Source organism: Arthrobacter sp. SLBN-53, assembly GCF_006715585.1.
Lineage (GTDB): Bacteria > Actinomycetota > Actinomycetes > Mycobacteriales > Mycobacteriaceae > Mycobacterium > Mycobacterium neoaurum_A.
In genome coordinates, this window is the sequence record NZ_VFNN01000001.1 from 3,291,359 (window position 1) to 3,304,063 (window position 12,705).

7 protein-coding genes, 1 pseudogene and 2 riboswitches are annotated in these 12,705 nt (G+C 65.1%); of the genes and pseudogenes, 7 read left to right on the forward strand and 1 reads right to left on the reverse strand.

The window, feature by feature from the left end; all coding sequences use genetic code 11:
* Nucleotides 1-21 precede the first annotated feature (21 nt).
* The 6 genes and pseudogenes from prpD (at nucleotide 22) to folP (ending at nucleotide 8,960) form a co-directional block, all read left to right on the forward strand.
* Nucleotides 22-1,527 (forward strand): 2-methylcitrate dehydratase PrpD, encoded by a 1,506-nt coding sequence (gene prpD, locus FBY28_RS15730; protein ID WP_216847731.1) that lies wholly within the window; start codon nucleotides 22-24, stop codon nucleotides 1,525-1,527.
* 2 nt (nucleotides 1,528-1,529) lie between these two features.
* Nucleotides 1,530-2,438 (forward strand): methylisocitrate lyase, encoded by a 909-nt coding sequence (gene prpB, locus FBY28_RS15735; protein ID WP_216848105.1) that lies wholly within the window; start codon nucleotides 1,530-1,532, stop codon nucleotides 2,436-2,438.
* Nucleotides 2,435-3,568 carry a bifunctional 2-methylcitrate synthase/citrate synthase gene (locus FBY28_RS15740; RefSeq protein ID WP_141868257.1) on the forward strand — a complete coding sequence of 378 codons (1,134 nt, stop codon included), beginning with the start codon at nucleotides 2,435-2,437 and terminating at the stop codon, nucleotides 3,566-3,568. Before prpB ends, FBY28_RS15740 begins: the two co-directional genes overlap by 4 nt.
* Nucleotides 3,565-6,957, forward strand: a complete 3,393-nt coding sequence (locus FBY28_RS15745; protein ID WP_141868258.1) for a pyruvate carboxylase — start codon at nucleotides 3,565-3,567, stop codon at nucleotides 6,955-6,957. The genes FBY28_RS15740 and FBY28_RS15745 overlap by 4 nt, the downstream gene beginning before the upstream one ends.
* A gap of 67 nt (nucleotides 6,958-7,024) precedes the next feature.
* A riboswitch (cobalamin riboswitch) is annotated at nucleotides 7,025-7,233 on the forward strand.
* A gap of 82 nt (nucleotides 7,234-7,315) precedes the next feature.
* Nucleotides 7,316-8,139 (forward strand): annotated as a pseudogene (locus FBY28_RS26220) (mycobacterial-type methylenetetrahydrofolate reductase).
* Nucleotides 8,140-8,174: 35 nt separating this feature from the next.
* The gene (gene folP / locus FBY28_RS15755; protein WP_141870252.1) at nucleotides 8,175-8,960 is read left to right on the forward strand and encodes a dihydropteroate synthase; all 786 of its coding nucleotides are present in this window, start codon (nucleotides 8,175-8,177) and stop codon (nucleotides 8,958-8,960) included.
* Nucleotides 8,961-9,004: 44 nt separating this feature from the next.
* On the opposite strand, the gene metE is transcribed toward folP, so the two are convergent.
* The gene (gene metE / locus FBY28_RS15760) at nucleotides 9,005-11,299 is read right to left on the reverse strand and encodes a 5-methyltetrahydropteroyltriglutamate--homocysteine S-methyltransferase (RefSeq protein WP_216847734.1); all 2,295 of its coding nucleotides are present in this window, start codon (nucleotides 11,297-11,299) and stop codon (nucleotides 9,005-9,007) included.
* Nucleotides 11,300-11,429: 130 nt separating this feature from the next.
* Nucleotides 11,430-11,624: riboswitch (cobalamin riboswitch) on the reverse strand.
* A 213-nt stretch (nucleotides 11,625-11,837) separates the two neighbouring features.
* Between metE and FBY28_RS15765 the strand changes: the two genes are divergently transcribed.
* Nucleotides 11,838-12,704 (forward strand): glycoside hydrolase family 16 protein, encoded by an 867-nt coding sequence (locus FBY28_RS15765; protein ID WP_216847735.1) that lies wholly within the window; start codon nucleotides 11,838-11,840, stop codon nucleotides 12,702-12,704.
* Nucleotide 12,705 lies beyond the last annotated feature (1 nt).

The following is a 12,705-nucleotide window of genomic DNA, read 5'->3' on the forward strand; positions in this document are numbered from 1 at the left end:
CGTTTGCGTAGCGTGCGGATCATGCAGAGACATGACGTCCGTACCCGACGCAGCGCCGAGAATTTCCCTCGCACCGAGCACCTCGCGTGGAAGATCGCCGAGGTCGCCGCCGACCCGGTCGCGGTCGAGCCGGCCACCGAGGAAATGGTGATCAACCGCATCATCGACAACGCGTCGGTCTCGGCGGCGTCGGTGACCCGCCGCCCGGTGACGGTCGCCCGCGCACAGGCGCTGGCGCATCCCACGCGCCAGGGTGCCGCCGTTTTCGGCGTCGAGGGCAGCTACTCGGCGGAGTGGGCCGCCTATGCCAACGGCGTCGCGGTGCGCGAACTCGACTTCCACGACACGTTCCTGGCCGCCGAATACTCCCATCCCGGGGACAACATCCCAGCGTTGGTCTCCGTCGGCCAACAGCTCGGGGTGCGCGGTGCCGACCTGATCCGCGGATTGGCCACCGCCTACGAGATCCAGGTCGATCTGGTCAAGGGTATCTGTCTGCACGAGAACAAGATCGACCATGTCGCGCACCTCGGTCCGTCGGCCGCCGCCGGTCTGGGCACCATGCTGCGCCTGGACACCGAGACCATCTACAACGCCGTCGGGCAGGCGCTGCATCTGACCACCGCGACCCGCCAGTCACGCAAGGGCCTCATCTCCAGCTGGAAGGCGTACGCCCCGGCCTGGGCCGGCAAGGTGGCCATCGAGGCGGTGGACCGAGCGATGCGCGGCGAGGGATCCCCGGCCCCGATCTGGGAGGGTGAGGACGGCGTCATCGCCTGGATGCTGGGTGGACCCGAGCGCACCTACACCGTGCCGCTGCCGGACCGGGGTGAGCCGAAGCGGGCCATCCTGGACACCTACACCAAGGAGCACTCGGCCGAATACCAGAGCCAAGCGCCCATCGACCTTGCCCGCCGAATGCGCGAACGGGTGGGGGATCTCGAGCAGATCGCGTCGATCGTGCTGCGTACCAGCAACCACACGCACGTAGTGATCGGCACCGGCTCCAACGATCCGCAGAAGTTCGATCCAGACGCGTCCCGGGAGACGCTGGACCACTCGGTCATGTACATCTTCGCCGTCGCGCTGCAGGACGGTACCTGGCACCATGAGCACTCCTACGCGCCGGAGCGCGCGCACCGTCCCGACACCATCGAGCTGTGGCGCAAGATCTCCACGGTCGAAGATCCGGAATGGACGCGTCGCTACCACAGCACCGACCCGGCCGAGAAGGCATTCGGCGCCAAGGCCGTGATCACCCTCAAGAGTGGTGAGACCATCGTCGACGAGCTCGCCGTCGCCGATGCACATCCGCTGGGCGCCCGCCCCTTCGCTCGGGAACAGTACGTTCACAAGTTCGGCGTGCTGGCCGAGCGAGTGGTGGAACCGGAAGAGCAGCAACGCTTTCTGCAGGTCGTCGACGGCGTTGCCGGTATCAAGTCGGGTGGTCTGGGTGCGCTGAACATCCGGGTCGACCAACGGGTGCTGGACAAGGCGCCGACGATTCCCTCGGGCATCTTCCGATGAGCCTGATGGGTGCGTCGATCTCGGCCGCGGAGAAGCGATCGCGCTTTCGCACCGCACTGAACTCAGGCCGGCTACAACGGTTTCCGGGCGCATTCTCTCCGCTGGTCGCGAAGCTGGTCGCCGAGATCGGGTTCGACGGTGTCTACGTGTCCGGTGCGGTGCTCTCGGCCGACCTCGGACTGCCCGATATCGGCCTCACGACGCTGACCGAGGTGACCGGTCGGGGTGCGCAGATCGCCGCGGCGACGGACCTGCCCACGCTGATCGACGCCGATACCGGGTTCGGTGAGCCCATGAGCGCTGCGCGCACGGTCACCCTGCTCGAGGACGCCGGCCTGGCCGGCCTGCACCTCGAAGACCAGGTCAATCCCAAGCGTTGCGGCCACCTCGACGGCAAGGCCGTGGTCGAGACGTCCGAGATGGTCAAGCGGTTGCGGGCGGCGGTCGCTGCGCGGCGCGATCCCAACTTTGTGATCTGTGCCCGCACCGATGCCGCCGGCATCGAAGGAATCGGTGCCGCGATCGACCGGGCCAAGGCCTACGCCGATGCCGGGGCCGACCTGATCTTCACCGAGGCGCTGCACAATCCGGCCGACTTCGAGCACTTCCGGGACGCCGTCGACACGCCGCTACTGGCGAACATGACCGAGTTCGGCAAGTCCGAACTGTTGACCGCCAGCCAGCTCGCCGACATCGGCTACAACGTTGTCATATATCCGGTCACAACACTGCGGTTGGCCATGCATGCCGTAGAAACCGGACTGCGTGAGATCAATTCGGCGGGAACACAATCCGGCCTGCTGGCTCAGATGCAACACCGAAGCCGGCTCTACGAGCTGTTGCATTACGCCGAATACAACGAATTCGACTCCGACATCTACAACTTCGCACTTCAGGGGGTGGCACCGTGAGCGCTGTCGAAGACAGTCCGCGCATCTTCAAGGGGCTGGCCGGCGTCGTCGTGGACACGACGGCGATCTCCAAGGTTGTCCCGGAGACCAATTCGCTGACCTATCGCGGTTACGCGGTGCAGGATCTGGCTGCCATGTGTTCCTTCGAAGAGGTCGCCTACCTGCTGTGGCACGGCGAGCTGCCAGGAGACCAGGAGCTGGCTCTGTTCACTCAGCGTGAGCGTGCTGCCCGACGGATGGACCGCAGTATGCAGTCCTTGCTCTCCAAGCTGCCCGACACCTGCCACCCGATGGACGTCGTGCGCACGTTGATCAGTTACATGGGCGCCCAGGACCCCGATGAGGATGACAGCAGTCCGAGGGCCAACTACGACAAGTCGCTGCGCATGCTGGCCGTGCTGCCGACGATCGTGGCCGCGGACATGCGTCGGCGTCGCGGTCTCGACCCGATCGCCCCGCACAGTCACATGAGCTACTCACAGAATTTCTTGCACATGTGCTTCGGGGACGTCCCGGAAATGGCCATCGTGGACGCCTTCGAAGCATCGATGGTGCTCTACGCCGAACACAGCTTCAACGCCTCCACGTTCGCGAGCAGGGTCGTCACCTCCACGCAGTCTGATATCTACAGCGCGGTGACCGCGGCCATCGGTGCGCTGAAGGGTCCGCTGCACGGCGGCGCCAATGAGGCCGTGATGCACGACATGCTGGAGATCGGCTCTGCCGACAACGCATCGGCATGGTTGCACGGCAAGCTGTCCCGCAAGGACAAGGTGATGGGTTTCGGCCACCGGGTCTACAAGAACGGTGACTCACGCGTGCCGACCATGAAGGAGTCGCTGATCCGGGTCGCCGCCGTCCGGGACGGGCAGAAATGGTTGGACATCTACAACGTGCTGGAGGCCGATATGGCCGCCGCCACCGGTATCAAGCCGAACCTGGACTTCCCGACCGGGCCGGCGTACCACCTGATGGGTTTCGACATCGGTTGTTTCACACCGATTTTCGTGATGAGTCGGATCACCGGATGGACGGCCCATATCATGGAGCAAACCGCGTCAAACGCTCTCATTCGGCCGTTGAGTGAGTACGTCGGGACCGCCCAGCGACCGTTGGAACGTCGCCGGTGATATCGAAGGTACTGGTCGCGAATCGCGGCGAGATCGCCATCCGCGCGTTCCGTGCAGCAACCGAGATGAACATCGCCACCGTTGCGGTGTACCCGTTCGAGGATCGCAATTCGTTGCATCGGCTGAAGGCTGATGAGTCGTATCAGATCGGGGATGAGGGGCATCCGGTCCGGGCGTATCTGTCGGTGCCGGAGATCATCCGGGTGGCCCAGCATGCCGGTGCGGATGCGGTGTATCCGGGGTATGGGTTCATGTCGGAGAACCCGGAGTTGGCGCGGGCGTGTGTGGAGGCCGGGATCACGTTCGTGGGCCCGTCGGCCGAGGTGTTGGAGTTGACGGGCAATAAGGCGCGGGCGATCGCGGCGGCGCGGGAGGCCGGTCTGCCCGTGTTGGCGTCCTCGGAGCCTTCGGATTCGGTGGAGGATCTGTTGGCTGCAGCGGCCTCGATGACGTTTCCGCTGTTCGTCAAGGCGGTCTCCGGTGGTGGTGGTCGCGGGATGCGCCGCGTCGAGGAGTCGTCGGGGTTGCGTGAGGCGATCGAGGCGGCGTCGCGGGAGGCGGAGTCGGCGTTCGGGGACGGTCGGGTCTATCTGGAGCAGGCGGTGATCAACCCGCGCCATATCGAGGTGCAGATCCTCGCCGATGGTGATGGCAATGTGATCCATCTGTTCGAGCGGGACTGCAGTTTGCAGCGTCGCCATCAGAAGGTCATCGAGTTGGCCCCGGCCCCGAATCTGGATCCGGCGGTGCGGGAGAAGATCTGTGCCGATGCGGTGGCATTGGCACGGCACATCGATTACTTCTGTGCGGGGACCATCGAGTTTCTGCTCGACGAGCGCGGTCATCATGTGTTCATCGAGTGCAATCCGCGGATTCAGGTGGAGCACACGGTGACCGAGGAGATCACCGATGTGGATTTGGTGTCCTCGCAGTTGCGGATCGCTGCGGGGGAGACCCTGGCCGATCTGGGGTTGAGTCAGGACAAGATTCTGGATGCGGGTGCGCGCGGCTTCTCGTTGCAGTGCCGCATCACCACTGAGGATCCGGCCAACGGGTTTCGTCCCGATACCGGGCGTATCACGGCCTACCGCTCTCCGGGTGGTGCGGGTATCCGGTTGGATGGTGGCACGCACACCGGTGCGGAGATCAGCGCGCATTTCGATTCGATGTTGGTGAAGTTGACCTGTCGCGGTCGGGATTTCGGTATGGCCGCCGCGCGGGCGCGTCGTGCGTTGGCGGAGTTCCGGATCCGCGGTGTGACCACCAACATCCCGTTCCTGCTCGCGGTGATCGATGATCCGGATTTCCGGGCGGGCCGGGTGACGACATCGTTCATCGATGAGCGCCCGCAGCTGTTGACCTCGCACACCCCGGCCGATCGTGGCACCAAGATCCTGAACTATCTGGCCGATGTGACGGTGAACAAGCCCAACGGGGCGCGCCCGTCACCGGTGTATGCCGCCGACAAGCTGCCCCCGTGCGACCTGTCGGTGGCCCCGCCTGCGGGGTCCAAGCAGAAGTTGGTGGAGCTCGGGCCGCAGGGATTTGCGCAGTGGCTCAAGGATTCCCCGGCCCTCGGGGTGACCGATACGACGTTCCGCGATGCGCATCAGTCGTTGTTGGCGACCCGGGTGCGCTCCAACGGGTTGTTGTTGGTGGCGCCGTATGTGGCCCGGTTGACCCCGCAGTTGTTGTCGGTGGAGTGTTGGGGTGGCGCGACTTATGATGTGGCGCTGCGCTTTCTGAAGGAAGACCCGTGGGAGCGCCTTGCCGCGTTGCGGGAGGCGATGCCCAACATCTGTTTGCAGATGCTGCTGCGCGGGCGTAACACCGTGGGCTACACCCCGTATCCGGAGCTGGTCACCGAGGCCTTTGTCGATGAGGCGACCGCGACCGGTGTCGATATTTTCCGGATTTTCGATGCGTTGAACAATGTGGACTCGATGCGCCCGGCCATCGATGCGGTGCGCGCGACCGGGTCGGCGGTGGCCGAGGTGGCGATGTCCTACACCGGGGACCTCAGCAACCCTGCCGAGGACCTCTACACCCTGGATTACTACTTGCGCTTGGCCGAGCAGATCGTGGCGGCCGGGGCGCATGTGTTGGCGATCAAGGACATGGCCGGGTTGTTGCGCCCGCAGGCCGCCACGAAGCTCGTGGGTGCGCTGACCGAGCGGTTCGATCTGCCGGTGCATGTGCACACCCATGACACTCCCGGTGGGCAGTTGGCGACCTATCTGGCGGCCTGGACCGCGGGCGCTTCGGCGGTGGATGGGGCCTCGGCGCCGTTGGCGGGCACCACGAGCCAGCCCGCACTGTCGGCGATCGTGGCCGCCACCGCGCATACCGACCGCGATACCGGTCTGGACCTCACGGCGGTGTGTGATCTGGAGCCGTACTGGGAGGCGTTGCGCAAGGTCTACAGCCCGTTTGAGGCCGGTCTGCCGGCGCCGACGGGGCGGGTGTACACCCATGAGATCCCCGGTGGGCAGCTGAGCAATCTGCGGACCCAGGCCGTGGCGTTGGGGTTGGGGGATCGGTTCGAGGAGATCGAGGACGCCTACGCCGGGGCGGATCGGGTGTTGGGCCGGTTGGTCAAGGTGACTCCGTCGAGCAAGGTGGTGGGGGATCTGGCGTTGGCGTTGGTGGGTGCCGGTGCTGATGCCGATGAGTTCGCCGCCGATCCGGATCGCTATGACATTCCCGACAGTGTGATCGGGTTCCTGCGTGGTGAGTTGGGTGATCCGGCCGGTGGTTGGCCGGAACCGTGGCGCAGCAAGGCATTACAGGGCCGCGCCGACGCCAAACCCGAAACCCCGCTCTCTGCAGAGGATGAGGCGGCGCTGTCGGTCGGTGGGCGTTCCCGTCAGGAGACGTTGAATCGGTTGCTGTTCCCCGGTCCCACCAAGGAGTTTCAGGCCCACCGCGACCAGTACGGCGACACCTCGATGCTCTCGGCCAACCAGTTCTTCTACGGGTTGCGCCAGGGCGAGGAACACCGTGTGCAACTCGAACCGGGGGTGGAACTGCTGATCGGCCTGGAGGCTGTCTCCGAGGCCGACGAGCGTGGGATGCGTACCGTGCTGGCCATCCTCAACGGGCAGCTGCGCCCCACCCTGGTCCGGGACCGCAGCATCGCCAGCGAGGTCGCCGCGGCCGAAAAGGCCGACAAGACCAACCCCGACCACATCGCCGCCCCGTTCGCCGGGGTCGTCACCATCGGCGTGGACGCCGGTGACACCGTGCAGGCCGGACAGACCATCGCCACCATCGAAGCCATGAAGATGGAAGCTGCCATCACCGCACCCAAGGCCGGCACCGTGACCCGCATCGCCGTCACCGGCACCGCCCAAGTCGAGGGCGGCGACCTCCTGGTCGTGATCTCGTGACCGGCCCAGTGGCCGGAACGCCGAGCCCTGGCGATGTAGGCTGACCGATGCAACTGGTTTGCTGTGAATCTCTATCACGGCATCGAGCCCCGCATGCTGACTCAGGTGCGGTGCGAGAGGGAACCCGGTGAGAATCCGGGACTGTCCCGCAGCGGTATGTAGGAACGAACGCCGTAACAGGCACTGGTGTCACACACCGGGAAGCCACGGCCACTAGGTGCATCGAGCGGATGCGAGCCTGCGAGTCCGAAGACCTGCCAGCTGCGCCGGGCGCGCCGCGCCCGGCGGCGCATCGCCTCGCGGAATGGGCGGATGTCCGAACAGCGACTGCTGCTGCGTCGGTCGTCTTCCTCAGGCGATGAGCTTCCCGTCGCATCGAAGGACGACCGTCGTGCCGTTGAACACCATCGCTCTGGAGTTGGTGCCACCGAATCTGGATCGTGGGCCCGACCACGTCCGAGATGAAGCTCACAAGATTGTGGCCCTGGCCGCAAATTCGGGGATTTCCGGGCGAATCGGTCACATCATGATCCCCGGGATGATCGAAGAGGACGGTGATCGCCCCGTCGAGATGCAGCCGAAGATGGACGTGCTCGACTACTGGACGGATCTGCGCACCGGTCTCGACGGCGTTCGGGCACTCTGTACCCAGGTGACTGCTTTCCATGACGAGGCAACGGCGTGGCTCCGGCCGATGCGCTGGCGAAGTTCGACGAGCTCGTCACACACCGCGGGGCCATACTGATCCCGACCCGCGAGGCGGAGCAGGACAGATTCGACGTCAAATGCGCCAAGGGCGCAACATTCGGCATGACGCAGCTGCTGTACTCCGACGCGATCACCGGATTCCTGCGTGATTTCGCCCGAACCAGCCCGCATCGACCGGAGATCCTGTTGTCGTTCGGATTCGTGCCGAAGATAGAGGATCGGGTCGGCCTGATCGACTGGTTGATCCGCGATGCAGGTAACGAGACCGTCGCGCGGGAGCAGGCTTTCGTCCGAGAACTGGCCACCAGTGACCCGGATACGAAACGACGGCTCCTCGTGGATCTGTACGAGAAGGTCATCGACGGTGTTGCCGACCTGGGATTTCCGCTGAGCGTGCACTTTGAGGCCCCCTACGGTATCAGCGGTCCGGCGTTCGACACGTTCGCCGAGATGCTGGCGTACTGGTCGCCGTGACGAGCGCACGTGACCGCGACACGCCGATGCGGGTCATGGGCATCCTCAACGCGACACCCGACTCCTTCTGGGCGCAAAGCAGATTCGATACGGCCGATCCGGCGGTGGAGGCCGGTCTGATGATGTTCGACGACGGAGCCTGGGCGGTGGACGTCGGCGGAGAATCCACTCGGCCCGGAGCCGTTCCGGTATCGGTGGACGAAGAGATCGACCGGGTGGTGCCGATCGTCGCCGAACTCGCACATTGCGGTGTGGTGTCTGTCGATACCCGTAATCGTGAGGTCGCGGAGGAAGCGGTCCGGGCCGGAGCCCGCATCATCAACGACGTGTCCGGCAAGCTGTACGACCTCGCCGGGAGACTGAGTGTCGGATATGTGAGCATGCACGCGCATACGGTTCCGGTTCTGGCAGAAGGCTACCCGGAGTATGGCGACGTGAATGCCGAGGCGCGAGCCTTTGTCCAGGGAACGGCTGAATCGGCGTTCACAGCCGGTGCCCGGCCGGTGTGGGTGGATCCGGGAATCGGGTTCGGCAAGTCTGTTGCCGACAACCTCGAATTGCTGCGCCGACTACCTGATCTGTGCGGCGGGCCATTTCCCGTCGTACTGGGGGTGAGCCGCAAGTCTTTTCTCGGTGCGCTGACCGGCCGCGGTGCGGATGGTCGGTTGGCGGCCTCGCTTGCTGTGTTGGGCGCCGCGTGGACAGCCGGAGTTGACACCGTGCGGGTCCACGACGTCCCAGAGACGCTCGACACCATCGCGGTGCTCGAGGCACTTGCTGGAACAGCCCGAGCGCCTACAGTGCCCCTGAGTGCTCAATGAGACCGTGCCCCGGAGCCCGTAAGGACTCCGGGGCACGACTGTCGTCACCGTTCTGCGCGCACCACCTTGGCGGCCTCGACCATGTTGCGGAGCGACTCGCTGATCTCGTCGGTCCTGCGGGTCTTCAAACCGCAGTCCGGGTTTACCCAAAGGCGTTCCACAGGAACCGCTTCCAGCGCCTCACGTAGCGCCACGATTATCTCCTGCTTGGTCGGCACCCGCGGGGAATGAATATCGTAGACACCCGGTCCCACTCCATTGCTGAAGCCCACCGCGTTGAGATCGGTGAGCACCTCCATATGCGATCGTGCGGCCTCGATGGACGTGACGTCGGCGTCGAGGTCGGCGATGGCGCCGATCACTTCCCCGAACTCCGAGTAGCACAGATGGGTGTGCACCTGGGTGTCGTCGCGCACACCCGCAGTGGCCAACCTGAAGGCCTCCACCGACCACGCCAGGTAATCCTGTTTCTCCTTGGAGCGCAATGGGAGCAGTTCCCGCAGCGCAGGCTCGTCGACCTGGATGATGGCGATACCGGCTTTCTCCAGGTCCACCGTCTCGTCCCGGATGGCGAGTGCGACCTGTGCAGCCGTGTCGGCCAGCGGTTGGTCATCACGGACGAATGACCACGCCAGGATGGTCACCGGACCGGTCAGCATTCCCTTGACCGGTTTGGCGGTGAGCGACTGTGCGTAGGCCGCCCACGCGACGGTCATCGGCCACGGACGCGCCACGTCACCGTAGAGAATCGGGGGACGGACACACCGGGACCCGTAGGACTGCACCCAGCCGTTCTGGGTGGCGAAGAACCCGTCCAACTGCTCGGCGAAGTACTGCACCATGTCGTTGCGCTCGGGCTCACCGTGCACCAGCACGTCGATTCCGAGTTCTTCCTGCAACGCGATGACGGCTGCGACCTCGTCTTTCATCTTCTGCTCATACTGAGTCTCGTCGATCCTGCCGGCGCGGAGATCGGCGCGTGCCACCCGAATCTCGGTGGTTTGCGGATATGAACCGATTGTCGTGGTCGGCAGCGTGGGGAGGTTAAGCCGTTTCTGCTGCGCGGTGCGCCGATCGGCGGCGATGCCCCGTCCGGACGCTCCTGCCGCCCGGATGGCGTCGAGCCTGGAGCGGATATCGGTGTTGTTCAACCGAAGGTCGACCTTGCGGGAAGCCGCTGCGGCGTTCGATGTTTCGATCTCCGAGGCGATGGCTTCCCGGCCCTGCGCGAGCCCCTTGGCCAAGGTCACCACTTCGGCGACCTTCTCGGCGCCGAATGCCAACCAACTACGCAATGCCTCATCGAGGTCGGTCTCGGGCTCCAACGCGTACGGGACGTGCAGGGTCGAGCAGGATGTCGACACGACGACGTGGCCGGCCGGACCCACGAGGGTGGCGAGCGTGGTCAGCGCGCTCTCCAGGTCGGTGCGCCAGATGTTGCGTCCGTCGACAATGCCGGCGACGACGGTCTTTCCGGCCAGTTCCGGCACGGCAGAAACGGCGTCCACCGAGCCGTACACCGCGTCGATTCCGATGGCCTCGACAGAGGTGCGGGCCAGGGCAGGCAGCGTGTCGGTCAACTGGCCGAAGTATGTCGCGACGAAGATGGCCGGGCGGTGGGTGAGCGCACCGAGCCGGGTGTACGTGGTCTCTGCCAGTGCACCGACGTCGTCGATGTTGTCGGTGACCAGGATCGGCTCGTCGATCTGAACCCAACCGACCCCGCGTTCGGCAAGGAGCTCCAGCAGTTGGGCGTAGACGCCGACCAATTCGTCGAGCCGCTCGATCGGCGCGCCGGCACCGTCGACGGCCTTGCTCAGCGCCAGATAGGTGATGGGACCCACGACCACCGGTCGCAGCGGGACATCGACCGCCGCCGCCTCATCGAGTTCGGCCAGCAGTTTGCCGGGATTCAGCGAGAAAGTGGTATCCGGGCCGATTTCGGGGACGATGTAGTGATAGTTGGTGTCGAACCACTTGGTCATCTCCAAGGGGGCTACGTCGACGCCGTCATAGGTCCCGCCGCGGGCAGCGGCGAAGTAGCGGTCCAGGTCGTCGTGGACGCCCGCAACACGCGGGGGCAGGGTGCCCAGTAACACCGACTGGTCCAGCATGTGGTCGTAGTACGAGAACGTGTTGACCGGTATCGAGTCGACGCCGGCGTCGGCGAGCTGGCGCACCGTGTCACCCCGCAGGGTGGCTGCCACAGCTTCGAGTTCGGCGCGGTCGATCTTCTTGGACCAGTACTTCTCAACCGCGCGCTTCAGCTCGCGGTTAGGGCCGACACGCGGCGACCCCAGTATGGTGGCGGTGAACGTGGGGGCAGATTGTGTTGTCACACAGAGTCCTTCAACAACGATGGGGAGCCCACCGCCCACAGGAACGTGCAACCGAAGAGGCCGCCGCAGGTATGCCGAGGCCGCTATCGGCCATACGCCCAGTCCACGAGGCGATGCGCCGTCGGGCGCGGCGCGCCCGACACAACTGGCAGGTCTTCGGACTCACAGGCACATACCCAAAGGTATTCCTACTGGCCGTCGCTTCCCGGTGCTGCGCACCAGTGCCGTTGACGGCGGTCGTTCCTGCATACCGCTGCGGGACAGTCCCGGATTCTCACCGGGTTCCCTCTCACCACGGGTAGATACCGATCCCGTGGCTCGATGCCGGCAGTGCTGAGTTCACACCGCAGGCAGACCAGTTGTAGATGGGACTCTACCCGGATCCGCGGGTTGGTAGCCGCTCAGCTGGTAAGACGCTGCAACTGCGGCCTGCGGCATCCGCATGTCGCGGCCCCGGTCGTCGCTGAGATCGCAGTCAGCGAGCCATGAGGTTGGCGCGGCTTTGCGCGAAATCCGCCACGGCTGGTTATGGTCGGCTGTGGCTGAATTCGATCGACGCAGTGCGATGTTGATGCTCGGACTCGGTGCGGCGGCCGCCGCACTCCCCACCGCGACCGCTCACGGCGAGCCGTTGCCCGGTGATCTAGGGCCCGGGCCGGGGGCTCCGACGCCCGAAGCGGCGGCGCCGCCCATCCTGTGGCAGGACGAATTCAATGGTCCTGCCGGGTCACCGCCGAATCCGGCGTCGTGGTTCATCGTGCCGCAGCGTGAGACCATCCGGAACCCGGTCGAATGGGACAAGCCGTTCAACATGGGCCGCTATGTCACCGACCAGGAACACGTCTTTCAGGACGGTAACGGCAACCTGGTCATCCGCGCCACCGAGGGCCCGGGCGCCAATATCCAGGAGAAGTTCGCCAGCGCCAAGATCATCGGTAACTGGCGCGGCGGAGTGGGGACGACGTGGGAGGCGCGCGTCAAACTGAACTGCCTGACCAACGGCGCGTGGCCGGCCTTCTGGCTGCTCAACGACAATCCGGTGCGCGGCGGCGAGGTCGACCTGTTCGAGTGGTACGGCAATCAGGATTGGCCCTCGGGAACCACCGTTCACGCGAGTCTGGACGGCACCCAGTTCCAGACGTTCAAACACCCCATCGACAGCAACTGGCATACCTGGCGGATGACCTGGAAGCCCGAGGGGATGTACTTCTGGCGCGACTACGAGCCGGGCATGGAACCGTTCTGGACGGTGCGCGCGGACTCGCTCAGAGAATGGCCGTTCAATGATCCGGGCTTCACGATGGCTCCGGTGTTCAACATCGCCATCGGCGGCTCCGGCGGCCGCGAGCCCGCCGGCGGCAACTATCCGGCCGAGATGCTGGTCGATTGGATCCGCGTCTTCTAGA